General features: G+C 66.1%; 18 protein-coding genes and 2 pseudogenes. 11 read left to right on the forward strand and 9 right to left on the reverse strand.

What is annotated here, in order from left to right; all coding sequences use genetic code 11:
* Window positions 1-15 precede the first annotated feature (15 nt).
* Entirely contained in the window at window positions 16-1,578 is a 1,563-nt protein-coding gene (locus ACPEH1_RS04145; RefSeq protein WP_313241801.1) for a helicase HerA-like domain-containing protein, read from the forward strand.
* Window positions 1,579-1,609: 31 nt separating this feature from the next.
* Window positions 1,610-2,125, forward strand: coding sequence for a transcription elongation factor GreB (greB, locus tag ACPEH1_RS04150; RefSeq protein ID WP_017354307.1), 516 nt, complete (start codon window positions 1,610-1,612; stop codon window positions 2,123-2,125).
* On the opposite strand, the gene ACPEH1_RS04155 is transcribed toward greB, so the two are convergent.
* On the reverse strand, window positions 2,025-2,954 hold the full coding sequence (locus ACPEH1_RS04155) for a DUF3025 domain-containing protein (RefSeq protein WP_017354308.1): 930 nt from the start codon (window positions 2,952-2,954) through the stop codon (window positions 2,025-2,027). The genes greB and ACPEH1_RS04155 overlap by 101 nt on opposite strands.
* Window positions 2,951-4,318 (reverse strand): 30S ribosomal protein S12 methylthiotransferase RimO, encoded by a 1,368-nt coding sequence (rimO, locus tag ACPEH1_RS04160; RefSeq protein WP_136003204.1) that lies wholly within the window; start codon window positions 4,316-4,318, stop codon window positions 2,951-2,953. The genes ACPEH1_RS04155 and rimO overlap by 4 nt, the downstream gene beginning before the upstream one ends.
* 188 nt (window positions 4,319-4,506) lie before the next feature.
* On the opposite strand from rimO, the gene ACPEH1_RS04165 reads away from it, so the two are divergent.
* Genes ACPEH1_RS04165 through ACPEH1_RS04175 form a run of 3 tightly spaced genes read left to right on the forward strand, consistent with a single transcriptional unit; the run spans window position 4,507 to window position 5,779 of the window.
* Complete coding sequence (locus tag ACPEH1_RS04165) at window positions 4,507-5,178, forward strand: dienelactone hydrolase family protein (protein WP_423715313.1); 672 nt, start codon at window positions 4,507-4,509, stop codon at window positions 5,176-5,178.
* Window positions 5,175-5,597, forward strand: a complete 423-nt coding sequence (locus ACPEH1_RS04170; RefSeq protein WP_017354311.1) for an HIT domain-containing protein — start codon at window positions 5,175-5,177, stop codon at window positions 5,595-5,597. The genes ACPEH1_RS04165 and ACPEH1_RS04170 overlap by 4 nt, the downstream gene beginning before the upstream one ends.
* A gap of 14 nt (window positions 5,598-5,611) precedes the next feature.
* Complete coding sequence (locus ACPEH1_RS04175) at window positions 5,612-5,779, forward strand: LiaI-LiaF-like domain-containing protein (protein WP_017354312.1); 168 nt, start codon at window positions 5,612-5,614, stop codon at window positions 5,777-5,779.
* A gap of 82 nt (window positions 5,780-5,861) precedes the next feature.
* On the opposite strand, the gene dcd is transcribed toward ACPEH1_RS04175, so the two are convergent.
* Both dcd and apbC read right to left on the reverse strand, forming a co-directional pair.
* Entirely contained in the window at window positions 5,862-6,434 is a 573-nt protein-coding gene (dcd, locus tag ACPEH1_RS04180) for a dCTP deaminase (protein ID WP_017354313.1), read from the reverse strand.
* Window positions 6,435-6,503: 69 nt separating this feature from the next.
* Window positions 6,504-7,361, reverse strand: coding sequence for an iron-sulfur cluster carrier protein ApbC (gene apbC / locus ACPEH1_RS04185; RefSeq protein ID WP_017354314.1), 858 nt, complete (start codon window positions 7,359-7,361; stop codon window positions 6,504-6,506).
* A 204-nt stretch (window positions 7,362-7,565) separates the two neighbouring features.
* On the opposite strand from apbC, the gene ACPEH1_RS04190 reads away from it, so the two are divergent.
* The 4 genes and pseudogenes from ACPEH1_RS04190 to ACPEH1_RS04205 all read left to right on the forward strand — a co-directional run.
* Window positions 7,566-10,370 (forward strand): TonB-dependent receptor plug domain-containing protein, encoded by a 2,805-nt coding sequence (locus ACPEH1_RS04190; protein ID WP_017354315.1) that lies wholly within the window; start codon window positions 7,566-7,568, stop codon window positions 10,368-10,370.
* A 331-nt stretch (window positions 10,371-10,701) separates the two neighbouring features.
* The gene (locus ACPEH1_RS04195; RefSeq protein ID WP_026070475.1) at window positions 10,702-13,518 is read left to right on the forward strand and encodes a TonB-dependent receptor plug domain-containing protein; all 2,817 of its coding nucleotides are present in this window, start codon (window positions 10,702-10,704) and stop codon (window positions 13,516-13,518) included.
* Window positions 13,519-13,871: 353 nt separating this feature from the next.
* A pseudogene (locus ACPEH1_RS04200) lies at window positions 13,872-15,095 on the forward strand (TonB-dependent receptor plug domain-containing protein); the annotation flags it as partial.
* A 78-nt stretch (window positions 15,096-15,173) separates the two neighbouring features.
* Window positions 15,174-16,943, forward strand: a pseudogene (locus ACPEH1_RS04205) (TonB-dependent receptor domain-containing protein); the annotation flags it as partial.
* Between the two features lie 63 nt (window positions 16,944-17,006).
* On the opposite strand, the gene ACPEH1_RS04210 reads toward ACPEH1_RS04205, so the two are convergent.
* Window positions 17,007-18,605 (reverse strand): phytoene desaturase family protein, encoded by a 1,599-nt coding sequence (locus ACPEH1_RS04210; RefSeq protein WP_423715315.1) that lies wholly within the window; start codon window positions 18,603-18,605, stop codon window positions 17,007-17,009.
* A 225-nt stretch (window positions 18,606-18,830) separates the two neighbouring features.
* Here ACPEH1_RS04210 and ACPEH1_RS04215 point away from each other — a divergent pair, with 225 nt between their 5' ends.
* Window positions 18,831-20,939: a M13 family metallopeptidase gene (locus ACPEH1_RS04215; protein ID WP_423715340.1), complete on the forward strand. Its 2,109-nt coding sequence runs from the start codon at window positions 18,831-18,833 to the stop codon at window positions 20,937-20,939.
* Window positions 20,940-21,084: 145 nt separating this feature from the next.
* Entirely contained in the window at window positions 21,085-23,094 is a 2,010-nt protein-coding gene (locus ACPEH1_RS04220; protein WP_026070743.1) for a M13 family metallopeptidase, read from the forward strand.
* Between the two features lie 228 nt (window positions 23,095-23,322).
* On the opposite strand, the gene ACPEH1_RS04225 is transcribed toward ACPEH1_RS04220, so the two are convergent.
* From ACPEH1_RS04225 to gorA, 4 genes are all read right to left on the reverse strand, one after another.
* Window positions 23,323-23,991: a rhomboid family intramembrane serine protease gene (locus ACPEH1_RS04225; RefSeq protein WP_017355812.1), complete on the reverse strand. Its 669-nt coding sequence runs from the start codon at window positions 23,989-23,991 to the stop codon at window positions 23,323-23,325.
* Between the two features lie 70 nt (window positions 23,992-24,061).
* The gene (locus ACPEH1_RS04230; RefSeq protein WP_423715316.1) at window positions 24,062-24,427 is read right to left on the reverse strand and encodes an MGMT family protein; all 366 of its coding nucleotides are present in this window, start codon (window positions 24,425-24,427) and stop codon (window positions 24,062-24,064) included.
* Window positions 24,424-25,344: a DMT family transporter gene (locus tag ACPEH1_RS04235; RefSeq protein ID WP_312711525.1), complete on the reverse strand. Its 921-nt coding sequence runs from the start codon at window positions 25,342-25,344 to the stop codon at window positions 24,424-24,426. Before ACPEH1_RS04235 ends, ACPEH1_RS04230 begins: the two co-directional genes overlap by 4 nt.
* 96 nt (window positions 25,345-25,440) lie before the next feature.
* On the reverse strand, window positions 25,441-26,796 hold the full coding sequence (gene gorA, locus ACPEH1_RS04240) for a glutathione-disulfide reductase (RefSeq protein ID WP_136003172.1): 1,356 nt from the start codon (window positions 26,794-26,796) through the stop codon (window positions 25,441-25,443).
* Window positions 26,797-26,848 lie beyond the last annotated feature (52 nt).

A 26,848-nucleotide genomic window follows, 5' to 3' on the forward strand; every position in this document is an offset into this window, starting at 1 on the left:
CGGGGCAACCCGCTCATCGCCGCGCCTGCCGCCACTGTCTGCAATCCCGCGCATTCACACAACGAGTTGACCATGAACCCGATTCTGCTCGGCAAAGGCATCACCGACGACATTCCGGTCACCCTGCTGCCGCGCCTCGGCAACCGCCACGGACTCGTGGCCGGCGCCACCGGCACGGGCAAGACCGTGACCCTGATGACCCTGGCCGAAGGCTTTTCGCGGCTGGGGGTGCCGGTGTTCCTGGCCGATGTGAAGGGCGACGTATCCGGCCTCGCCGTCGGCGGCGCGGGCGGCGATGCGCTGCTGCAGCGTGCCCACGACATCGGCGTGGCCGACTACGCCCCGGCTGCCAGCCCGGCGATTTTCTGGGATCTGTACGGCAAGCTCGGCCACCCGGTGCGCACCACCGTGAGCGAGATGGGCCCGACCCTGCTGGCGCGGATACTGGAACTCAACGACACACAGGCCGGCGTGCTGGACATCGTGTTCAAGCTGGCCGACGACCGTGGTCTGCTGCTGCTCGACCTGGACGACCTGCGCGCCCTGCTCGGCCTGGTCGCCGAGGAGCGCAAGGACATTTCCACTGACTATGGCCTGGTCAGTGCGCAGACCGTGGCCGCCATCCAGCGCTCACTGCTGCGCCTGTCGCAGGACGGTGGCGAAGCGTTCTTCGGCGAACCGGCGCTGGAGCTGGCCGACCTGATGCGGGTCAATCACGACGGCCGCGGCGTGATCGGCATCCTCGCCGCCGACCAGCTGGTGCTCAAGCCGCGGCTGTATTCGACGTTCCTGCTGTGGCTGCTGTCGGAGCTGTTCGAAACGCTGCCGGAGGTGGGTGATCTGGACAAGCCCAAGCTGGTCTTCATCTTTGACGAGGCGCACCTGCTGTTCGACGACGCGCCGCCGGCGCTGGTGCAGCGGATCGAGCAGGTAGTGCGGCTGATCCGCTCCAAGGGCGTGGGCGTGTACTTCTGTTCGCAGTTCCCCGACGACGTCCCGGCCAACATCCTCGGGCAGCTCGGCAACCGCGTGCAGCATGCGCTGCGTGCCTTCACCCCGCGCGACCAGAAGGCGGTGAAGGTGGCAGCCGAGACCTTCGTCCCCAATCCCAAGCTCGATGTCGCCGCCACGCTGGCCAGACTCGGCACCGGCGAGGCGCTGGTCTCCACGTTGCAGGACAAGGGCATCCCCTCGCCCGTGCAGCAGACCCTGATCGCGCCGCCACGCTGCCGCATGGGCACCATCACCGAGGCCGAACGCGCCCAGGTACGCGCCGGCAGCCCGGTGGGCAGCCGCTACGACACCGCCATCAACCGCGAGTCGGCCGCCGAACTGCTGGCCCAGCGCGCGCAGAAGGCGGTGCAGCAGGCCGATGCCCCCAAAGCCCGCACGCGCGAGCAGGACGACGCCCAGGCCGGCGGCTTCGGCCAGTCGATCAAGGATGCGATCTTCGGCACCAAGCGCCGCCAGGGCATGATCGAAACGATGGCCAAGCAGACAACGCGCACCGTCGGCACCAGGCTCGGCAACCAGATCGTGCGCGGCATCCTCGGCGGCATCTTCGGCGGCAAGCGTTGAACCGCGTCACCTCACCACGAAAGAAGACCTGATGTCGCGTTGGCGTCCCCCTGCGGAAAAGAGTACGGCCCTGATCACCGCGCAGGGCCACCAGCGGCTGAAGGCCGAGTTGGACGATCTGTGGCGGGTGCGCCGGCCGGAGGTGGTCAAGGCGCTGGCGGCCGCTGCGGCCGAAGGCGACCGTTCGGAGAACGCCGAGTACACCTACCGCAAGAAGCAGCTGGGCGAGATCGACCGCCGCGTGCGCTACCTGACCAAGCGGCTCGAGTCGCTGCGGGTGGTTGATACCGTTCCGAGCGATCCGCAGGCGGTGTTCTTTGGCGCGTGGGTGGACCTGGAGAATGTGGACAGCGGCGATGTCAGCCGCTATCGCATCGTGGGACCGGACGAGACCGATGCGGGTGCAGGCTGGATCAGCATCGATTCGCCGCTGGCGCGTGCGCTGCTCAGGAAGCGCGTGGACGACGAGTTCGAGGTGGAGCTGCCGAGCGGCCGGACCGGATTTGCGGTTCTGGCGGTGGCGTATGGAGCGCACGGGGTGGAGTAGTCCGCCCGTTGATCGGCGGGTACGTCCTGCCCTCGCGCCGTGGCCTGAAGTAGTCGACCTGGCGGTAGAACGCCGCATCCTGCAGCCCATGCCAACCCGGGATGCCCATCAGCGGCAGCGGTCGCAGGTCCAGCGGGTCGCACAGCCGTTCGCCGTGCATGATGGCCTGCGCCACCTGCGCCACCGCCTGCGCATCGTCTTCGGCTTCTGTCAGCAGGCATTTGCCCACCAGCCGCCGCCCGGGCAGCAATGCCTGCTCCATGAGGGCATGGCCGAACACTGCGGCCACGGCAATATCACCGTTGCGCCATGCGTCGGCACCTTGCACGAACAGCGCATCCCAGTCATGCCGGTCCCACGCGCCTGCCAGTGCCGCATCGCGCACCCGGACGACGACACCGGTCTCATCGAACTGGGTCAGCGCGGCCTGTGCGCGCGTCCGCCCTCCCGGCGCATCGCGATGGAGGTCACGGCATTGGCGCGCGTTGAGCGCGTGCTTGATCTGCGGATAGCGCGCCCAGACCAGCGCATTGAACAGGTCATGCCAGTTGCACGGGCGGGTCGCGATACGGCCTTGCGCAATGCGCTGCTCGTAATGCAGTCCATCGGCGAGCAAGGCGTCATCCTGCTCGACCAGTTGCCTGCCCGGCAGCGCCAGGCGGACGTCCAGGGCATCGATGGCCGGCCAGTCACCGGCCACCATCAGATCTTCGTAGGCCGCGTATGCCGTAAACAGGGGGTGACCGAAGCACGCCCGGTCCACCTGTGCACGCGCCGGCGCAAGGAAACGCCGGCGGCCAACCGCCTCGCGGGCGGCCGCGTCGGTCACAGCACCTTGATGTCGAGCCGCGTCTTGGCCGCGCCTTCGTCGATCAGCGCATCGCCGTACAGGTCGTGCTCGTCGCTTTCGGTGATTTCCACGTCCACGAACTGGCCCACGCGCAGACGCGCCTCGTCGGCATTCTGGATGTGCACCAGACCATCGATTTCCGGTGCATCGGCCTTCGAGCGCGCCACGGCGATGCCGTCCTCGATCACATCCACCAGGCACTGCTGCACAGTGCCGATCCTGGCCTCCAGGCGCGCCGCGGAAATCTCGGCCTGGCGGGCCATGAAGCGGGCCAGGCGCTCCTGCTTCACTTCCTCGGGCACCGGGTCGGGCAGAGTGTTGGCGGTGGCACCCGTAACCGGCGAGTACGCGAAGGCACCCACGCGATCCAGCTGCGCTTCGTCAAGGAACGACAACAGGTCCTCGAACTCGGCCTCGGTCTCGCCGGGGAAGCCGACGATGAAGGTCGAGCGCACGGTGATGTCCGGGCACAGCTGGCGCCAGCGCTGCACGCGCTCGAGGGTCTTGTCGACCGCGCCGGGGCGCTTCATCAGCTTGAGGATGCGCGGGCTGGCATGCTGGAACGGGATGTCCAGGTACGGCAGGATCCGGTTCTCGGCCATCAACGGCACGATCTCGTCCACGTGCGGGTACGGGTACACGTAGTGCATGCGGGTCCAGGCGTCCAGTTCGGACAGGCCTTCGCACAGGGCTTTCAGACGGGTCTGGTAAGCCTTGTCGCGCCACATGCGCTCGGCGTACTTCACGTCCACGCCGTAGGCCGAGGTGTCCTGGGACACCACCAGCAGTTCCTTGACGCCGCCGCGCACCAGCCGCTCGGCTTCGCGCAGCACCTCGTCGACCGGACGCGAGACCAGCTTGCCGCGCATCGAGGGAATGATGCAGAAGCTGCACGTGTGGTTGCAGCCCTCGGAAATCTTCAGGTACGCGTAGTGGCGCGGGGTCAGCTTGATGCCGTAGTCGGGCACCAGGTCCACGAACGGGTCGTGCCTGGGCGGCAGCGCGGCGTGCACCGCCTCCATCACGCTCGTGTAGTCCTGCGGGCCGGACACCGCCAGCACGTTCGGGTAGGCCTCCCGGATCTGCTCGGGGCGCTTGCCCAGGCAGCCGGTGACGATCACCTTGCCGTTGGCGTTCATCGCCTCGCCGATCGCATCCAGCGATTCGGTCACCGCCGAATCAATGAAGCCGCAGGTGTTGACCACCACCACATCGGCCGAGTCGTAGGACGGCACAATGTCGTAGCCCTCGGACCGCAGCTGGGTGAGGATGCGCTCGGAATCGACCAGGGCCTTCGGGCAGCCAAGGCTGACGAAGCCGACTTTGGGGTTCAGCTGGGACATGGATCAGGACTCTGGGGGCCTGGGTCGGAATGACCTGGGGCCGGAAACGGCGGCAAGTATACCGGCGTTGCACGCCCAGCCCTGAACCGGATCGCGGGCGAAGCCGCCAGACCCGGCATGACCGGCGACACCGCGCTAACCGGTGCGGGGCCGATAATGACGCCCTTCAGCAACGGGAGTCTCGCATCATGGGTGAGTGGGTCACGCTCGATACGCATCACGGCCCGGTCCGCGCCTGGCAGGCCGAACCGGACGGCAAGCCCCGTGGCGGGCTGGTGGTCATCCAGGAGATCTTCGGTGCCAACGCGCACATCCGCGAAGTGGCCGAAGGCTTCGCCGCCAAAGGCTATGCGGTGCTGGCACCGTCCTTCTTCGACCTGGTCGACGGCCCGGCCGCCGATCCCGACACCCTGCCCTACGACCCGGATGGCGTGAAGCGGGGGCTGGAGCGGGTCACCACCCTGGGGGTGGAGAAGGCCCTGGAAGTCGTCCGCGCCGCCGCCTCGCGGCTGGCCCCGGCCGGCAGGGTCGGTACCGTGGGTTACTGCTGGGGCGGCAGCATCGCGCTGCTGGCCGCGCTGCGCCTGGGCCTGCCGTCGGTCAGCTACTACGGCGCACGCAACGTGCAGTTCCTCGACGAAACGGCCAAGGCACCAGTGATGTTCCACTTCGGTGCCCAGGACAGGAGCATCCCGCCGGAGGCGATCAAGGCCCACCGCGAGAAGCTGCCGCAGATGGCCACCTTCGTCTACCCGGCCGACCACGCCTTCAACCGCAATGTCGGACATGCGTATGATCCAGACAGCGCCGCCCTGGCGCTGGAACGCACCCTGGACTTCTTTGCGGAGCATCTTGGATGAGCGAGTTCGAACTGGATTCACGCCTGGCCACCGATAGCGTACTGGTAGCAGAAGGGCCGTTGTCGCAAGTGCGGCTGATGAACGACGAGCGGTACCCGTGGTTGATCCTGGTGCCGCGCCTGGCCGGCATCACCGAATGGATCGAGCTGGACGGCGAGCAGCAGGACAAGCTGCGCACCGAGTTGAACCGGGCCTGCAAGGCCCTCAAAGGCACCGACGGCGTGGAGAAGATCAACATCGGCGCGCTGGGCAATATCGTCCGCCAGCTGCATTTCCACGTCATCGGCCGCCACGTCGGCGATCCGGCGTGGCCCGGGCCCGTCTGGGGCCACGGCCAGGCCCACCGTCACGATCCGGACGTGCTTGCCGAGCGTGTCGCGTACTGGAAGGAACGGCTAGGATATCCGGCCCACTCCTGACGGACCCTGCCCTGATGCGTTCGAACCTGATTGCCGCCATCGTCCTGATCCTGGTGGGCCTGTTCCTGCTGGCCAGCAACCTGGGTTGGACCAACATGAACATGGGCCGCCTGATCCTCACCTGGTGGCCGGTGATCCTGGTGGCGGTGGGCATCGGGCTGCTGTTCGGCCGCGGCAAGTAATGCGGCGGCGATGAACGGAAAAAGCGCGGATTGCTCCGCGCTTTTTTCGTTTACGGGGGGGGGTAGACAGCCGACCTGCCGCTCAGGTGCGCGGCAGGGTCACGCCGGTCTGGCCCTGGTACTTGCCGCCGCGATCCTTGTAGGAGGTCTCGCAGATATCGTCCCTGTCGGCCTGGAAGAACAGCATCTGCGCCACGCCTTCGTTGGCATAGATGCGCGCCGGCAGCGGCGTGGTGTTGCTGAATTCAAGGGTGACATGGCCTTCCCACTCCGGCTCCAGCGGGGTCACATTGACGATGATCCCGCAGCGCGCGTAGGTGCTCTTGCCCAGGCACACCACCAGCGTGTCGCGCGGAATGCGGAAGTACTCCACGGTGCGGGCCAGCGCGAAGCTGTTCGGCGGAATGATGCACTCGTCGCCGACGATGTCCACGAAGCTGCCCGGATCGAAGTGCTTCGGGTCGACAATGGTGGAATTGATGTTGGTGAACACCTTGAACTCGCGCGAGCAGCGCACGTCGTAACCGTAGCTGGAGGTGCCGTAGCTGACGATGCGCTCGCCATTGGCCTGCTTGACCTGGCCGGATTCGAACGGCTCGATCATGCCGTGCTGTTCGGCCATCTGGCGGATCCAGCGGTCACTCTTGATGCTCATGTAGGGGTCCTGAAGGGCAAGGGGCAGGTCGGGGCCGGGCACGATTCTAGCAGCCGGCCCCGGCGCCGGTCAGAGCAGCGAGGACAGGATCGGAATGCTGGCCCGCGGGCGCTTGCCCATCTCTTCCACCAGCCGTTCGGCCGCCCGCAGATAGGCCTGCGCGGCCGGCGAGTCCGGTGCGGCGGCGACGATCGGGGTGCCCGCGTCGCCCTGCTCCCGGATGCCGATGTCCAGCGGCAGCGAGCCGAGCAGCGGCACGCCGTACTGCGCAGCCATGCGCTCGCCACCGCCCTGGCCGAACAGGTGCTCGACGTGGCCGCAGTTGCTGCAGGTGTGCACGGCCATGTTCTCGACCAGGCCCAGCACCGGCACCTCGACCTTCTCGAACATCTTCAGCGCCTTCTTCGCATCCAGCGTGGCGATATCCTGCGGCGTGGTGACGATCACCGCACCGGCCAGCGGAATCTTCTGGGTCAGCGTCAGCTGGATGTCGCCGGTGCCCGGCGGCAGGTCGATCAGCAGGTAGTCCAGGTCGTCCCACAGCGTGTCGTTGAAGAACTGCGTCATCGCCGACGTCGCCATCGGACCGCGCCAGATCATCGGCGTCTCGTCCTCGATCAGGTAGCCGATGGACATGGTCTCCACGCCGAACGCGCGCAGCGGTTCGATCGACTTGTTGTCCGGGCTCTCCGGGCGCCCGCTCAGGCCGAGCATCATCGGCACGCTGGGGCCGTAGATATCAGCGTCCAGAAGGCCGACGCGCGCGCCCAGACGGGCCAGTGCGACCGCCAGGTTGACGGCCGTGGTGGACTTGCCGACACCGCCCTTGCCCGAGCCAACGGCGATCACGTTGCGGATGCGCGGATGCGGCGTCAGCCCCTTCTGCACCTGGCTGGCATGGGGACGACGAGACTGGCTGGCACTCACTGCGGGCACTCCGGAAACGCTTCAGGGGAACCCAACACTATACAACCTTGACGGTGCCTGACTAAGAATCGCGATTGCTACGAATCCATGCAATTTTCGTTAAGTTCATGTTACGGTCGATTGGCACCACGTTGAGCGTTTTCTGCGCGTTTTCGGGAGGGAATCATTGACGTCGTGCATTCGTATCTGCTCTATGGACTATCAATGAATTACCCACGCAATACTGCTCGTCGCAACACCCTCGCTGCTGCACTGTTCTCTGCCCTGATCGCCACCGCGGCCGCACCGGCCCTGGCACAGGACCAGGCCACGACGCTGGACAAAGTCACCGTCACCGGCTCGCTGATCCCGCAGACCGATATCGAAACCCAGACCCCGGTGATGTCCATCACCGCGCAGGACATCCAGACCCGCGGCTTCACCAGCGTGGCCGAAGTGCTGCAGCAGTCCTCGCTGACCACCGGCGGCCTGCAGGGCGGCCAGACCTCCGCCTCGTTCACCCAGGGCGCCGAAGCGGCTGGCATGTTCGGCCTGAACCCGGGTTACACCAAGTACCTGATCAACGGTCGTCCGATGATGTCGTACCCGGCGCTGTACAACGGCGGCGATACGTTCAACAACATCAGCGGCATTCCGATCGACATCGTCGAGCGCATCGAAATCCTGCCGGGCGGCCAGTCCTCCCTGTACGGCTCGGACGCAATCGCCGGCGTGGTCAACATCATCCTCAAGGAACGCATGGAAGGTGGCACGCTCACCGTCCGTGGCGGCACCTACAGCGAAGGCGGCGGCAACAACCTGCGCGTCAGCGCGGCCCACGGCTTCAGCGCCTTCGATGACCGCTTCAACGCACTGGTCAACGTGCAGATCGAGTCGAGCAACCCGATCTGGGGCTACCAGCGCGACCTGACCAGGACCACCAATGCCAACGGCTACACCGCACAGGTGCCGGGCAACGACTTCGCGGTCATCGACGCCGACACCAACCGCCTGTACATGATGGATCCAACCAACTGCGCCAGCGTCGCCGGCCAGTTCGGTGGCACCACCGTGATGGGTTCGCGCGCCTCGGGCCTGTCCTGCGGCTCGGTGTACGGCGCCGGCTACAAGACCGTGAAGAACGGCAAGGACAGCGGCCAGTTCTATTCGGCAATGACCTTCGACGTCAACGACGACCTGCAGTTGTTCGCCGACGTGCTGTACAGCAAGGAAAAGACCGAATACACCTCCGGCTCGAACTACCTGTGGTGGGGCACCAAGAGCACGATGGGCGGTTTCTACGACCAGTCCTCGGGCAAGGTGGTCAACCTGCAGCGCGCCTTCGCGCCGGAAGACATCGGCGGCCAGGGCTACAAGGACGTGCTCAACAGCGATGAGAGCCGCTCCTACCAGGTGACTCTGGGTGCCAAGGGTGTCTTCGGCGACTGGGACTACAGCGCCAGCTTCACCCGCGGTGAGTACAAGCTCACCGAGAACAAGTTCATGCGCTGGAAGGACCCGATCAACAACTACTTTGCCGAGCACGTACTGGGTCCGGTACTGGGCACCACCGCCGACGGCTGGGACATCTACAACCCGAACTGGGGCGCGTTCTACTCGGCGATCTCGCCGGAAGATTTCGCCAGCTTCACCGGCTACGCGCACAACCGCAGCCGCACCTGGCAGAACCTGGCCCGCGCGCAGGTCACCAACGGTTCGCTGTTCTCGCTGCCGGGCGGTGACGCCGGCTTCGCGGTCGTCGTCGAAGGCGGCAGCGAAGGCTGGGACTACTCCCCGGACCAGCGCCTGCTGGACGGCCAGGCATGGGGCTCGTCGGCCGTGGCCGGCAACGGCCACCGCAGCAACTACGCGGTGACCTCCGAGCTGCGCATGCCGCTGCTGGAATCGCTGACCGTGACCGCCTCGGGTCGCTATGACGCGTTCAAGATCGCCGACAACACCGTCGACAAGGCCACCTACAGCCTGGGTCTGGAATACCGTCCGCTTGAAAGCCTGCTGTTCCGCGGCAAGTACGGCACCGCCTTCCGCGCGCCGACCCTGTCCGATGCCTTCCAGGGCACCAGCGGCTACTACGCCAACAACTCGACCGACTACTACCGTTGCGGCCAGCTGGGCTACACCCCGGGCAACACCGCCGACTGCCGTTACGACAACAGCGTCTCGGTGTACTCCGAGCGCGCCGGCAACCCGGACCTGGAGCCGATCACCGCCGACGTGTGGAACGCCGGCCTGGTGTGGGCGCCGATGCCGACCCTGTCGATCTCCGCCGACTACTACAACTGGAAGATCGAGAACGAAGTCGACACGGCCAGCACCGACCAGCTGCTGCTGGCCGAGTACTACTGCCGCAACAGCCTGCCCAACGCCGCCTCGGCCAGCTGCCAGAACGTGGCCGACTGGGTCGTGCGCGACGCCGCCGGCAACCTGAGCAGCCTGTACACGCCGAAGATGAACGTCGCGCGCCAGAACCTGCAGGCCGTGACCGTTGGCTTCAAGTACCTGCAGGACATCGGCCGCTTCGGCGCGCTGCAGTTCTCGGGCAACTACACCAACATGCTCAAGCGTGAAGTGCAGTCCGAGCCGGGTGAAGATTTCCAGGATCTGCTGGGCAATCCGATCGCGATGTGGAACTACGACAACTACGCCAAGGTGCGCAGCGATGCCGCCGTGGCCTGGTCGATCGGCAAGTTCACCACCACCGCCTACGCCAACTATGTCGGCAAGACGCCGAACTACCTGGCCGGTCTGAACGGTTACGACTACACCCACCCCGCGTCGGGCAAGTCGGCAGGCAAGTGGGGCTCGTACACCACCTACAACCTGAGTGTGAACTACCGCGCGCAGGACGATCTGACCCTGTCGGTGATGGTCAACAACGTGTTCAACAAGATGCCGGAAGGCCAGGTGTACAGCTACCCGGGTACCTCCGGCACGCCGTACAACAACGCCTTCTACAGCATCTACGGCCGCGCCGTGTACGCGCAGATGAAGTACGACTTCGGCAAGTAATCGCCGCGTCAACCCCGCTTCAGGGCCCCGCTTCGGCGGGGCTTTTTTTTGCGGTGTGAAACTCGATCTGACGATCAATCTCAATTGTTAATACTGCGTGTAAATTCACTTGCCACTCATGATGGTGCAGATCGCATTTTTTATGGATTGCGCAACCACTTGTTTTTACCAGCTTTTTTACCTGCCTCGTACATTCACGCGCGCCGATTAATTGACAACCCTGCGGCATCCACGTTAAGCCTGCGTTACTTTCCCTGACAGCCGTCCGTACAACCGAGTGTCATCCCCACGGAAGGGAAAGCTTCGACTTCACCACAACACGGGTATCCACATGTCCTGCCAAGGTTTGAAGATTTCGCGTCACCCGCTCACCGCCGCCGTTCTCTCCGGCCTGCTGTTTGTCAGCGCCAGCGCCCTCGCGCAGGACAACGAGCCTGCGACCAACCTGGATCGCGTCACCGTCACCGGTTCGCTCATTCCGCAGACCCAGATCGAAACGCACACCCCGGTGCTGACCGTCACCGCCGAAGACATCCAGACCCGTGGCTTCACCAGCGTGGCCGAAGTGCTGCAGCAGTCCTCGCTGACCACCGGCGGCCTGCAGGGCGGGCAGACCGCCGCCTCGTTCACCCAGGGCGCCGAGGCGTCGGGCATGTTCGGCCTGGATCCGGGCTACACCAAGTACCTGATCAACGGCCGCCCGATGCTGCAGTATCCGGCGCTGTACAACGGCAGCGACGCCTTCAACAACCTCAGCGGCATCCCGATCGACATCGTCGAGCGCATTGAAATCCTGCCGGGCGGCCAGTCCTCGCTGTACGGTTCGGACGCGATCGCCGGCGTGGTCAACATCATCCTCAAGGAGCGCATGGACGGCGGCGTGCTCAACGTCCGTGGCGGCGCCTACTCCGAGGGCGGCGGCAGCAACTTCCGCTTCAGCGCGGCCAAGGGCTTCAACAGCGCCGATGACCGCTTCAACGCACTGGTCAACGTGCAGTACGAAAAGAGCAGCCCGATCTGGGGCTACCAGCGCGATCTGACCCGCACCAACAATGCACACGGTTACAGCCCGCAGGTGCCGTCCAATGACTTCCTGGTGTACCTGCCTGCCGACCGCAACCGGTTCGTGATGATGGACCCGACCCGCTGCGCGAGCGTTGCCGGGCAGTTCGGCGGCACCACCGTACTGGGCACCCGTGCCTCCGGCGAGTCCTGCGGCTCGGCCTATGGCGCCGGCTACCGCACGCTGAAGAACGACAAGGAAAGCAGCCAGTTCTACAGCTCGATGACGTTCGATGTGAACGACAACTTCGAGCTGTTCGCCGATGCGCTGTACAGCCTGGAAGAGGTCAAGTACACCGCCGGTTCGGGCTACACCTTCTGGGGCAGCGACCTGAGCTTCGGTGCCTTCTACGACCAGGGCACCGATCAGTACATGAACCTGCAGCGCGCGTTCGCGCCGGAGGACATCGGGCCCAACGGTTACAAGGACATCCTCAACACCGACCGCAACAAGGCCTACCAGTTCACGTTGGGCGGCCGCGGCACGTTCGGCAACTGGGACTACAGCGCCAGCTTCAGCCGTGGCGAGTACAAGCTGACCGAACGTGGCTTCGTGCGCTGGGCCGATGCGATCGACAGCTACTTCGAGGACCGCGTGCTGGGCCCGGTGCTGGGCACCACCGATGACGGCTACAACATCTACAACCCGAACTGGACCGCGTTCTACTCCACGCTGCCGGCCGGCGACTTCCAGAGCTTCACCGGCTTTACCACCAGTGAAAGCCGCACCTGGCAGAACCTGGGGCGCTTCCAGATCACCAACGGTTCGCTGTTCACCCTGCCCGGCGGCGATGCCGGTTTCGCCGTGGTGGCCGAAGCGGGCAGCGAAGGCTGGGACTACACCCCCGACGCGCGCCTGATGGATGGCACGGTGTGGGGCACCACCTCGGTGGCCGGTGCCGGCCATCGCAGCAACTACGCGCTGACCACCGAACTGCGTCTGCCGCTGCTGGAATCGCTGACCGTGACCGGCTCGGGGCGCTATGACGCGTTCAAGATCGCCGACAACACCGTCGACAAGGCCACTTACAGCATCGGCGTGGAGTACCGCCCGATCGAGAGCCTGCTGTTCCGCGGCAAGTACGGCACCGCCTTCCGCGCGCCGACCCTGCCCGATGCCTTCCAGGGTGAGAGCGGCTTCTACGCCAACGGTGCGGTGGACTACTACCGCTGCGGCCAGCTCGGCTATGACCCGGCCGATACCGTCGGCTGCCCCTACGCGCAGGAATCGGTGTTCGGCACCCAGGCCGGCAATCCTGACCTGGAACCGATCACCGCCGATGTCTGGAACGCAGGCATCGTATGGGCGCCGATGAGCAACCTGTCGCTGTCGGTGGACTACTACAACTGGAAGATCGAGAACGAGGTGGACAACCTCAGCTCGGACCAGCTGCTGCGCGCGGAGTATTACTGCCGCAACAACCTGGACAACGCCACGTCGGCCACCTGCGACAACGTCGCCGACTGGATCACCCGCGATGCGGCGGGCAACCTGGAGCAGATCTTCACCCCGAAGCTCAACGTGGCCCGCCAGAACCTGCAGGCGGTCACCGCCAGCTTCAAGTATGTGCAGGACATCGGCCGCTTCGGCTCCCTCCAGTTCACCAGCAACTACACCAATATCCTGAAGCGTGAACTGCAGCCGCAGCCGGGCGACAACTACCTGGACCTGCTGCGTGACCCCTACGCGATGTGGTACTACGACGCGTACGCCAAGGTGCGCACCGACGGCTCGGTCGGCTGGGCCAAGGACAAGTGGACGACCACGATGTACTTCAACTACATCGGCAAGACGGCCAACTACATGTCCTACCTGGGCGAGAGCTTCGACTACGTCCATTCGTCCGGCTACAAGGCCGGCAAGTGGGGCTCCTACACCACCTACAACCTGAGCGTGAACTACCGGGCACTGGACAACCTGACCCTGTCGGTGATGGTCAACAACGTCTTCAACAAGATGCCCGACGGCCAGGCCCACAGCTACGCGGGCAACATCGCTTCGCCGTACAACACCTACATGTACAACCCGTATGGCCGGGCCATCTACGTGCAGGCCAAGTATGACTTCGGCGTGAGCAGCAACTGACCCGGACCCGACCGGCCACGCTGCCGTGTCGCTCCAGGCCCCCGTCTTCGGACGGGGGCCTTTTTTTGTGTCGGACTGTGTCGGCGAACCGCCCGATTGCGCAAAACGACACGAAGTCACCTATTCATAGTTCACTCATAAAGACAGGATGAGCAAACTGTAATGACAACCAAGCGATTGTATTTATTGCACTTTTCTTAAAACGAGGGGCTTGATTCGTTCATTCGCGTGATGGTCATGTACATTTCTTGTTAATTGCATGTTAGGTTCGAATGACGCTAGGACGGCGACTGAACCTACACAAAACGGCCACCACGGAATGAGGCCGTCTCACTTCACCAGGGGATTCATAGATGACCAACCACAGCATCCGGCACATCCGCCACCCGCTGACCAGCGCCCTGCTGGCCGGCCTGGCAGTCGCCGCCGGTTCGGCACCCGCGTTCGCGCAGGAAGCCGGCACCAACCCGATCGACCTCGACAAAGTGACCGTAACCGGCTCGCGCATCGCGCGTACCGGCTTTGTGACCCCGTCGCCGGTGACGGCGATCACCGCTGAGGAAATCCGCAGCACGGGCGCGCTGAACATCGGCGACCTGATGAACAAGATGCCGCAGTTGACCCCGAGCTACTCGCTGGGCAACTCGACGCGCTTCATCGGTACCGCTGGTCTGGGCCTGATGGATCTGCGCGGCATGGGTCCGTCGCGTACCCTGGTGCTGGTCAATGGTCGTCGCCACGTGGGCGCCAGCCCGGGCTCGACCTCGGTCGACGTCAACACGATCCCGGTGGAATGGATCGAGCGCGTTGAAGTGATCACCGGCGGCGCCTCGGCCGTGTACGGTGCCGACGCCGTGGCCGGCGTGGTCAACTTCATCATGAAGAAGAGCTTCGAAGGCTTCGAGCTGCGTGCCCAGGCGGGCCAGGCAGACGAAGGCAGCTTCGACCGTTCGTTCGTCAGCTTCTCCGGCGGCAGCGACTTCGCCGACGGCCGCGGCAGCGCCGCCATCGCGCTGGAATACAGCAAGCAGGGCCGCTTCGGCCGTGGCGACCGTGAAATCGGCCGTCGCTACCAGGTCTCGGTGCCGAACCCGAACTACGACCGCACCAAGCCGCCGAGCGAAAGCAATCCGCAGACCATCCTGGCCAGCCCGGGTGGCAACCACTCCATCTCGTACGGCGGTACGATGGATCTGGGGCCGATGACGATCTCGCGTACCGGCACCCGCACCACGGCGTTCAGCCCGTCCAACCGTTACCTGTTCAACGATGACGGCACCTTCCGCAAGAACCGCTACGACGGCACCATCGTCAGCGCCACCAGCTGCGTGGACTGCGACTTCGCCGACCTGAACGCCGTTGCCGACCTGCAGCCGTCGTTCGACCGCGTCAGCTTCAACACCGTGCTCAACTTCGAACTGAACGACAACCACCGTCTGTTCTTCGAAGGCAAGTACACCAAGACCGAGTCGGAGTTCTACGGCCAGCCGGCGTTCGACAGCAGCCTGCGTCTGCGCCGCGACAACGCGTACATCTCCAACGATCTGCGCGCGCTGATGGATTCGCGCCGCGTGACCGTGACGAACGCCGATGGCAGCACCACCAATCGTGCGATCTCGACCGACAGCAACAACGCGGAAAGCAATCTGATCCTGGCCCGCTTCAACGTCGATGCCGGCCGTCGCGGCGAGCAGATCGAACGCCAGACCACCCGCGCCGTGCTGGGCCTGGAAGGCAACCTGGGCGAAGAGTGGACGTATGAAGCGTCGGCCAACTTCGGCCAGACCACCATCGACCGCATCAACCTGAACAACCGCATCAACGAGCGTTGGCACGCCGGTATGGATACCGCCCTGGATTCCAGCGGCCGTGTCGTCTGCCGTGCCTCGCTGGACCCGAACGCGATCAACCCGAACACCGGGCAGCGCTACAACCAGGCTCTGATCGCCGGCTGCGTGCCGTTCTCGGTCTTCGGCAACGGCGCCATTTCCAAGGAAGCGGCCGAGTGGTTCAACACCCGTTCGCTGAACCAGTCCAAGCTGAAGCAGCAGGTGTTCAGCGCCTCGGTCGCCAACAACTCGCTGTTCTCGCTGCCGGCCGGCGACGTCGGCTTCGCCGGCGGTGTCGAGTACCGCAAGGAACAGAGCCAGGAAAACACCGACGCCCTGTCGGCGCTGGGCCTGACCTTCCTCAACGCCATTCCGAGCCGCGGCGGTGAGTACGACGTCAAGGAAGTGTTCGCGGAAACCACCGTGCCGCTGCTGGCCGACCTGCCGCTGATCCGCCGACTGAACCTGGATCTGGCCGGCCGCTGGTCGGACTACAACTCCATCGGCGACACCAAGACCTGGAACGTCGGCCTGGATTGGGAAATCCTGAGCAGCCTGCGCGTGCGTGGTACCTACGCCAGCGCCGTGCGTGCCCCGAGCATCGGCGAGCTGTACAACCCGCAGTCGCAGAACTTCGCGACCATCGCCGACCCCTGCAGCACGCTCAGCACCAACAGCAACCGTCCGGCGACCGCCAAGGACCCGGCTCTGCGCGCTGCCAACTGCGCCGCGCTGGGCATCCCGGCCAACTGGGTTGACACCTACTCGGCCAACCGTCCGGGCGTCAGCGGCGGCAATCCGAACCTGAAGCCGGAAGAAGCCAAGACCCTGTCGTTCGGCTTCGTGTGGCAGCCGGAGTTCCTGGAAGGCTTCGGCATGTCGATGGACTACTGGCGCGTGACCCTGACCGACGCGATCGGTTCGGTCTCCGCCCAGACCCTGGCCACCCGCTGCGTGGATTCGCCCGGAGGCGTGCAGAACAACCCGTTCTGCGATTCCATCAAGCGCGCCCCGGTGGGCGGCTACACCTCGCCGACCGGCACCGCGTTCCCGGAATACAGCATCTACAACTGGGTCGCGATCTCGGAAAACCTGGCCAAGTCGCGTCGCGTCGGCGTCGACCTGGAAATGGACTACCGCTTCAACCTGCTGGGTGGCTTCACCACCATGCGCCTGGTCGGCACCCGTCTGATCCAGTCGCGTGAGTGGGCCTTCCAGTCGTTCCCGGACGAGTTCACCGAATACGTCACGTACTACACCGATCCGCGCTGGCGCGGTCAGTTCACCACCACGTACAAGCGTGGTGACTGGCGCGCTTCGTGGGACATGACCTACGTCGACGGGAACCTGCGCGTCACCCCGGACAGCTACAACTCCAACCCGGGTTCGCAGAGCCCGATCCGCAACCCGTCGTACCTGTACCACAACATGCAGGTCGGCTATAAGTTCCCGAACTCGGGCATCGACGTCTACGTGGGCGTGGACAACGTGTTCGACAAGGATCCGCCGGTGAACTACTTCGGTGCCGACGCCGGTGCCGCCCTGTACGACAGCATCGGTCGTTACATGTACATGGGCATCACCTACAAGTTCTGATCCATCCAGAACCGCACCACGAAAAAGCCCGGCATCCGCCGGGCTTTTTCTTTGGCTGCGCCGCTAGTCGGCGAGGATGGCGCGGGCGGCGTTGTGGCCCGGCGCACCGGTGACGCCGCCTCCGGGATGGGTGCCCGCACCGCACAGATACAACCCCAGCAACGCCCCCCGGTAGTCGGCCTGACCCAGCATGGGTCGCGCACTGAACAGCTGGTTGAGGCTGAGCGCGCCGTGGAAAATGTCGCCACCGATCAACCCGAAGGTGCGCTCCAGATCCAGGGGACTGAGGCTCTGCCGTCCCAGCACCGATGCGGCGAATCCCGGCGCGTGGCGCTCGACCGTGGCGATCATCAGGTCGGCGACTTCTTCACGATGGTCGTCCCAGTGCCGGCCGTCCGGAAGCTGGGGCGCGACGTGCTGGCAGAACAGGCTGGCCACGTGTTGCCCCGGCGGCGCCAGCGACGGGTCCAGCGTGCTGGGAATCAGCAGCTCGACGACCGGTTCGCGCGACCACCCGTGCGCCCGCGCGTCCTGCCAGGCGCGGTCCATGTAATCCAGACTGGGGGCGATGATGATGCCGGCAGTGAGGTGATCGCCCGGGCCGGGCAGGCAGGTGAAGGACGGCAGGTGCGACAGCGCCACGTTCATGCGGAAGGTACCGGACCCACAGCGCCAGTGGGCCATGCGCTCGCGGGTGGCCTCGGGCACCTCGGCCGGCGCCAGCAGGCGTTCGTACAGCAGTTTCGGATTGACGTTGGCGACCACGCTGCGCGCGCCGATGCGCTCGCCGGCCAGCGTTTCCACGCCGACCGCACGACCGTGTTCAACCAGGACGCGGCGCACGCCCGCGCCAGTGCGCACGGTGGCGCCGGCCGCGGTCGCCGCCGCCGCCATCGCCTGGGTGATCGCGCCCATCCCGCCGAGCGCGTGGCCCCAGGCGCCCTTGACGCCGTTGCTCTGCCCGAAGGCGTGATGCAGCAGGACGTAAGCGGTGCCTGGCGCATGGGGACTGGCATAGTTGCCGACGATGCCGTCGAAACCGAACAGCGCCTTGATCGGTTCGCTTTCAAACCAGCGGTCCAGGTATTCGGCGGCGGAAATGGTGAACAGGTCCAGCAGCTCCTGGCGCAGGGCCGGCGACAACGCGTACAGCTGCCTGCCCAGCTTGCCTGCCTGCCACAACGCCGGCAGCGCATGCAGCCAGCCGCCCTCGCCCACGTTCGGCGGCGGTTGCAGCGCGAGCGCGCGCAGCACGTCGGCAAACACCTCCAGGCGCTGCTCATACAGTGGCAGGCGTTCGGCATCGCGGGCGGAAAAGCGCGCCACTTCGGCCGCGGTCCTGCCCTGCCCGGCGAGCAGATAGCGGTTATCCGGCAGCGGCAGGAAATTGTTGATGCGGCGCGGTACCACCTGCAGTCCGTGGCCGGCCAGGTCCAGGTCCGCGATCACCTGCGGCTGCAGCAGCGACACCGTGTACGACGCCACCGAATTGCGGAAGCCGGGATGGAAGGTCTCGGTCACCGCAGCGCCGCCGACCGTGGCCCGGCGCTCCAGGATCAGCACGCGTTTGCCGGCGCGGGCCAGATAGGCGCCGCACACCAGGCCGTTGTGACCGGCGCCGATGATGATCGCGTCCCACGTCCGGGCCGATGCGTGTGCCATAGGCACTATATACACCGCCGGATGGGCCGCTGCCCGGCCGTCGGGGACGTGCCGATCCCGGCCGGTCGCTGTACCCGGCCCGGGCATTGGCCGCCTGCCGGTCCCCCTTGACCACCGGCCATGACCTTCGACACCCTTGCAGGCTGGGCCACCGGCGTATCGTCTGGCCCACGGCCCTCCCGGGGGCACTCCGCATGACTCATCGGCCTGGAGGCCATTCAAGTGATCGCTCGCACACCCAAGATTGTTCTGCTGACCCTGGCGGTCTCGGCCGCGCTGGTCGGCTGCGGCAAGACCGAAACGCCCGCTGCGGACAGCGCCGCCTCCACCGCCACGCCGGCGCCCGCCGCTGCGCCCGCACTGACGCTGGACGAGGCCAAGCTGCCGGCGTACAACGCCTTCCACCCGTCCGACCTGGATACCAGCCTGGATGCGTGCACCGCGTTCGGCGACTACGTCAACAGCAAGTGGCTGGCCGCCAACGAGATCCCGGCCGACCGCACCAGCTGGGGCGCCTTCACCATCCTCGACGAGCGCTCGGTGACCGTCCAGCACCAGCTCGCCGAGCAGGTGGCCGCGATCAAGAACCCGACCGGCATCGAGAAGATCGTCGGCGACTTCTGGGCGTCCGGCATGGACGAGGCCAAGATCAACGCACAGGGCGTCGAGCCGCTGAAGGCCGACCTGACCGCGATCGACAGCCTGCAGAACAAGGACGCCATCGCCGACTACCTGCGCAGCAGCGCGGCCAAGGGCCAGAATGTGCTGTTCGCCTTCGGCCCGGAAGCGGACTTCAAGAACTCCAGCATGAACATGGCGTACGCCAGCCAGGGCGGCCTGGGCCTGCCTGACACCACTTACTACACCGACGCCAGGTACGCCGACAAGCTGAAGGCCTACCAGGCTCACGTGGCCAAGGTGCTGGAGCTGTCCGGCGTGGCTGCCGCCGACGCCGCCAAGCAGGCGGCCGACGTGGTCAAGTTCGAGACCCGCCTGGCCAAGGCCTCCAAGTCCAGCGTGGAGCTGTCGCGCAACGTCGAGCTGAACTACAACCCGGTCACGGTGGCCGACGCCGACAAGCTGACCCCGAACTTCAGCTGGAGCAAGTTCTTCGAGGCCCAGGGCGTTGCCACGCCGAAGACGTTCTCGCTGGCCATGCCGGCCTTCCACCAGGAAGTGAGCAAGGCGCTGGGCGATACCGACCCGTCGGTGTGGCGCGCCTACCTGCGTTTCCGCACCGTGGACACCGCCTCGCCGTACCTGGCCGATGCCTTCGTGCAGGAAAGCTACGACTTCTACGGCAAGATCCTCAACGGCCAGAAGGAAATGAAGCCGCGCTGGAAGCGCGTGCTCGGCACCATCGAGGATGATGCGGGCGAAGCCTTCGGCCAGCTGTACGTCAAGGTCGCCTTCTCCCCGGAAGCCAAGGCGAAGATGGAAGTGCTGGTCAAGAACCTGGCCGCCGCGCTCAAGGAACGCATCCAGGGCCTGACCTGGATGAGCGATGAGACCAAGGCCAAGGCCATCGCCAAGTGGGAGACCTTCACCCCGAAGATCGGTTATCCGGACAAGTGGCGTGACTGGAGCGGCCTGACCACCACCCGCGACAGCTACCTGGGCAACGTGCGCGCGGCGGACGAGTTCAACTACAGGTTCGCGCTGTCCAAGATCGGCCAGCCGGTCGACAAGACCGAGTGGGGCATGACCCCGCAGACGGTCAACGCGTACTACAACCCGCTGCAGAACGAGATCGTGTTCCCGGCCGCCATCCTGCAGCCGCCGTTCTTCGATCCCAAGGCCGACGACGCGCTGAACTACGGCGGCATCGGCGCGGTGATCGGCCATGAGATGACCCACGGCTACGACGACCAGGGCAGCCGCTTCGGGCCGACCGGCAACTTCGAGAACTGGTGGACTCCGGCCGACACCAAGAACTTCAGCGGCCTGACCGGCAAGCTGGTCAAGCAGTTTGACAGCTACAAGGTCGGCGACCAGCACGTCAACGGCAGCCTGACCCTGGGCGAGAACATCGCCGACCTGGGCGGCCTGGCCACTACCTACGACGCGCTGCAGAAGGCGTCGGCCGGCAAGGAAGATCCGAAGATCGACGGTTTCACCCGCGACCAGCGCTTCTTCTTCAACTGGGCCACCGTGTGGCGCACCAAGTACACCCCGGAAAACGCCAAGGTCCGCCTGGCCACCGATCCGCACGCCCCTTCGCAGTTCCGCGCGATGGGCGCGCCGTCGAACCTGCCGAGCTTTGCGGCCGCGTTCCAGTGCAAGGCCGGTTCGCCGATGGTCCGCACCGGCGACCAGCAGGTGGTGATCTGGTAAGCCCCGCCTGACCTGTTGAACCCGCAAAGGCCCGGATTTCCGGGCCTTTGCTTTTGGGCCCGACGAAGGGTGCGCCATGCATGCCGCCGTGCGGTGCGGCTTGGTACACTCGCGCGATCTTCAATCCTCGATGGATTTGCTTTACATGCCCAACTTCCGTCCGCTCGCCGTCGCGCTGGGCCTCAGCCTGGTCACCCTGGTCGCCGCCAACGACGCCCATGCCGCTCCCAAGAAGAAGGCCGCCCGCGCGCCGGCCGCCAGCGCGCAGTGCACCGATTTCTACGAGGCGACCAATGCCGCCTGGCTGAAGTCCAACCCGGTGCCGCAGGTGGGAGCCACCACGGCGTTGGGCCTGATGGCCGAGCGTACCCGCGTGCAGCAGCGCGAACTGCTGGATGCCGCGATGACGGCCCCGCAGGGCAACGTGCAGAAACTGCTGGGTGACTTCTGGGCCAGCGGCCTGGACGAGGCCGCGGTCGAGGCCGACGGCTCCAACCCGATCGCCCCGCTGCTGACCCGCATCAACGCGATCAAGAAGGCCAAGGACGTGCCGGCCTCGATCGCCGCGCTGCACCAGGTGGGCATCCCGGTGGCCTTCAACTTCGCACCGGACGTGGACCTCAAGGCGCTGGACCGCCACATCGGCTACTTCATGCAGGGCGGCATGGGCCTGCCCGACCCGGCGTTCTATACCCGCACCGATGCCGACACCGTGGCGTTGATGGGCCGCTACCGCACCTACGTCAAGCAGATCCTGGCGCTGACCGGCACGCCGGCGGCCAAGCTGGATGCCGAGTCGCAGGCGGTGATCGCGCTGGAGACCGAGCTGGCGCGCAACGCGCAGTCGCTGGCCGGCATCAACAACCCGTTCAACAACTATGCGCCGATCTCCACCAAGGAACTCACCGGCCGGTACCGCAACCTGCAGCTGGATGCGTTCCTCAAGGTGCAGGGTGTCAATGACGACCTGGTTTCGCTGTCCGATCCGGCGCTGTTCAAGCAGCTCGACGGCATGGTCACCCGGATCAAACCGGACCAGTGGAAGGCCTACCTGCGCTGGCGCGTGGGCGATGCGATGGCACCGTACCTGTCCAAGGCCTACCGCGACGCCGAATTCGAGTTCCGCGGCCGGGTGATCCGCGGCGAGACCATCGCCCCGGCGCGCTGGGAGCAGACCCTGGATGCCATCAACGTGGCCGCCGGCCCGATGCTTGGCCGCGAGTACGCCAGCAAGTACCTGTCGGCCGATGACCGCCGCCAGGCCGCGCTGATCGTGGACAAGCTGCGCGAAGTGCAGATCGAAGCGGTCAAGCGCAGCACCTGGATGAGCGCGGACGCCAAGACCGAGGCACAGGCCAAGCTGGCCGCGATGAAGATCGAAATCGGCACCCCGCTGCGCGACCTGGATTACACCGTGCAGCCGATGGGCCGTGGCAGCTTCGGCGGCAACATGCTGATCGCCTCGACCTGGCGCCACCGTGAGGAAATGAAGCGCATCGGCAAGGGCAACGCGGACCGCCGCTGGGACGTGCTGCCGCAGCAGCCGGCACTGGCGTATGACATCGCGCAGAACCGCCTGATCGTCACCGCCGCCGTGCTGCAGGGCCCGGTATTCAACGCCAAGGCCGACACCGCCGACAAGTTCGGCAGCTTCGGTGCGCTGGTCGCGCACGAGCTGACCCGCGCCATCGACGCCAAGGGCGCACTGGTGGATGCCAAGGGCGAACTGCGCAGCTGGTGGACCCCGGCCGACAAGACCGCCTGGACCCTGTTCGGCAACCGCGTGGCCGCCCAGTACAGCGGCTACGAGTTCCCCGGCGTCAAGGGCGCCAAGGTCAACGGCGAGCTGACCCGCGAAGAGAACCTGGCCGATCTGGCCGGCCTGGAACTGGCGTGGGAGGCTTACAACGCGGTCGAACCGAACGCCAAGCCGGCCGCCCGCCAGGGTTTCTTCCGTGCCTGGGCCACCCTGTGGCCGCAGCAGCTGTCGCCGAACGAAGCGGCGCAGCGCGTGACCTCGGACATCCTGGCGCCGGGCCGCTGGCGCACCAATGGCCCGCTGTCCAACCTGCCGGCATTCGGTGCGACCTTCAGCTGCAAGCCGGGCCAGCCGATGCAGCGCGTGGATGGCGACCAGATCAAGGTCTGGCGCTGAGCCTGTCGCGGTGAGGTAACGAAGAAGGCGCCCACCGGGCGCCTTTTTCGTTGCGGCCTGCCCGCGCCGCACGGGACTACCGCTCTGGCTGCAGGGGGCCGCTGTATGCGGCGATCAGGCCGGTGACCGGCACGGCGATCTCGACGACGAACACGAAGCGCGTCGCAGGTCTGTACCAGCACGTGCCGGTACAGACCTGCGACCGTCATCTGACGGCCCTGCCCCGTCCTACTTGACCCGACGCAGATGGTTGGGCCGCGGGCCGCCCGGCGGGCGACGGTTGAACGGCGGCTGGCCGCGCCAGTAGCGGATCAGCAGCCAGCCGAACAGCATGCCGCCGAGGTGGGCGAAGTGGGCCACGCCGGGCTGCCAGCCGGTGGCGCCCAGCATCAGCTCGATCGCACCGAACACGATCACGAAGGTGCGTGCCTTCATCGGAATCGGCGGGAACAGCAGCATCACCCGCTGGTTCGGGAACAGCATGCCGTAGGCCAGCAGCAGGCCGAACACGCCACCGGACGCGCCCAGCACCGTGGCCGGGTTTTCCATCATCATGCCAACCACCAGTTGGCACAGCCCGGCGCCGACCACGCAGACCAGGTAATAGGTGAGGAACCGCTTTTCACCCCAGGTCTGTTCCAGCGGCGCGCCGAACATGAACAGTGCGAGCATGTTGAAGAACAGGTGGCCCACGCTGCCATGCAGGAAGCCGTAAGTCAGCAGCTGCCAGGGCTGGAAATTGCCGCCCGGCGAGAACGGATCGAATCCGCTGCGCAGCGGCTGCAGCATGAACGGCTCGAACGTGCCGTTGCCGAGCAGGAACGGCTGCTGCAGCAGAAACAGCAGAATGTTGGCGATCAACAGCGCCTTGGTGACGGTGGGCAGTCGCGGGAACATGGGGGCATCCTTTGGAACCGTGTGCATCATAGCGCGGCCCGTTCACCCCCGACCCGGCCCGGGCGAACGCTCAGCCCGGACCCCACAGCGCCGCGTCCAGATCATCGGCGCTGCGCGGCATGTGCTTGACCCTGCCGCGTTCGACCGCCACGCCTTCGGCGCGCAGCCGCTGGGTCTGTTCACGCCAGCCACGCGATCCCTCCGGCATCGCGATGCGCCCGTCAGAGTGCAGCACCCGATGCCACGGCAGGTCGGGGTCCTCGTTCTGCCCGAGCACGCGCGCGGTCAATCGCGCCCGGCCCGGCAATCCGGCCCTGGCCGCCACCTGGCCATAGCCCATCACCTGCCCTCGCGGAATCGCCCGGATCACCGCCAGGATGCGTTCACGGGCCTGGGCCGCCGGATCATCGCCTGCCGGCGGGGGCGCGCCCGTCACGCGCGCACGCGGCTGACCAGCAGCACGCCGACCAGTACCAGCGCGGTCCCCAGGATCTGCCAGGGACCCATCGGTTCGTCGAGCAGCCATAGACTCATCACGATGGTGGATACCGGCCCGAGCATACCGACCTGCGCAGCCAGCGACGAGCCGATCCGCTTGACCGCCAGCATGATCGCCAGCACCGGCAGGACGGTGCACACCGTCGCATTGAGCAGCGACAGCCCATACACCGGCGCCGGCGCCTGGCCGAGCGCGGCCAGCGGGTGCAGCAGCGCGAAGTGCAGTACGCACAGCACGCATGCGACGCAGCTGGCATAGGCGGTCAGGCGGATCGCACCGATCCGCGCCACCACTTGGCCGCTGCCGAACAGGTACAACGCATAGCTGAGTGCACTGGCCAATACCAGCGCACTGCCCAGCACGATGCGTCCGCCCTCCAGCTGCAGGTCGTGGCCAAACGCCAGCAGCACGCCGAGATAGCTCAGCACGAGCGCGGCGAGCTGCCAGCGGCCGGGGCGCTTTTTCAGCAGCACCAGGCTGATCAGCAGCACCAGGGTCGGATTGAGATAGAGGATCAGCCGTTCCAGGGTCACGCTGATGTACTGCAACCCCTGGAAGTCGAGCAGGCTGGACAGGTAGTAGCCGGTGAAACCCAGCCACACCACCCTGCCCCGATCCGCCCATGACAGCGCCGTGGCGCGCCGCGCCGACCATACCGCAAGCGCGGCGAACAGCGGAAAGGCCATCAGCATGCGCAGCGCCAGCAGCGTGGTCGCATCCACGCCATGCCGATAGGCCAGCTTGATGATCACCGCCTTGCCGGACGCCGCGATCGCACCGACCGCGGCCAGCGCGATGCCACCGGCGGCGATGCGGCTGGACGAGGTGGGAAGCGACGACACGGTGGGCGGCATCAGGACGGCGGGCAGCCGCGCGCGCGGCTGCAACAGAGGAATCGGGACGGGATTGTCGCACGCGTCCGACGCGACGGCCTTGCTGGAATGGCCGTGTTATCGCATCAGCACGACTTCCTCGGCCGAGGTCGGATGGATCGCCACGGTGGCATCGAACTGTGCCTTGGTCGCCCCCATCTTCACCGCCAGCGCGAAGCCCTGCAGGATTTCATCGGCCGCCTCGCCAAGCAGGTGCACGCCCACCACACGCTCCTCCTCGCCCACGCAGACCAGCTTGAACAGGCTGCGCTGGGTACCGTCGGCCAGTGCCTGCAGCATCGGGCGGAAGTTGCTGCGATACACGCGTACATCGCCGTACCTCGCGCAGGCCTCTTCCTCACTCAGCCCCACCGCGCCGAGCGCGGGGTGCGAGAACACCACGCTGGCGACGTTCTCATAGTCCATCTTCGCCTGCGGCTGGCCGCCGAACAGGCGATCCATCAGCGTGCGCGCCGCGGCGATGGCCACCGGGGTCAGACCGACCTTGCCGGCAATGTCGCCCACCGCGTGCACGCTCGGCACGGCCGTGGTCTGCCATGCGTCGACCTCCACCTCGCCCTTGTCGCCCACCACCACGCCCAGCGCTTCCAACCCGAGGTCGGCACTGTTGCCGCGGCGACCGGTGGCGAAGAACAGCGCGTCGAACTGCCCGTCGGCAGGCCCGTCATGGCCCAACGCCACCACTGCATCGCCGTCGCGCTGCAACTCGCGCAGGCGATAGCCGAAATGCAGCTGCACGCCCTGGTGGCGCAGGTTGTCGGCGAGCTGCGCGGTCAGCTCCGCGTCGAACCGTTCCAGCAGGCGGTCGCCACGCACCAGCAGTGTCACCCGGCTGCCCAGCGCCTGCAGCAGGCCGGCCAGCTCCACGGCGATGTAGCCACCGCCGACAATGGCCACGCGCGCCGGGGCACTGCACAGGTTGAAGAAATCATCGGAGACCAGCCCAAGCGCCGCCCCCGGAATATCCGGGCGCTGCGGATGCGCGCCGGTGGCGATCAGGATGTGCTCGGCACTGATGCGCACGCCGTCGCTGCATTCCACGGTATGCGCATCGACCAGACGGCCGCGGCGCGGCACGCGGACCACCTTGTTCTCGTCCAGGCGCTTGAGATAACTGGCATGGATGTTGGCGATGTACGCCTGGCGGTGCACCACCAGTTCCTTCCAGTCCAGCGCCGGACGCAGCGGAACATCAAAGCCCATTGCCGCAGCCAGGCCGATGCGCCCGGCCAGATCGGCCGCCAGCCACATGGCCTTCTTCGGTACGCAGCCGACGTTGACGCAGGTGCCGCCGAGTTCACCGGGCTCCAGCATGGCCACCCGGCGACCGTGCTGCGCGGCGCGGAAGGCCGCCGCCAGGCCACCGGAGCCGCCCCCCAGCACGATCAAGTCATAGTCGTAGTGCGTCGTCATTGGCAGTACTCGAACAGATGGCAGGTGGACGGTCGCCCACCTTCAGACAGGA

The sequence above is a fragment of the Stenotrophomonas sp. NPDC077421 genome (genome assembly GCF_049545505.1).
Classification (GTDB): domain Bacteria; phylum Pseudomonadota; class Gammaproteobacteria; order Xanthomonadales; family Xanthomonadaceae; genus Stenotrophomonas; species Stenotrophomonas nematodicola.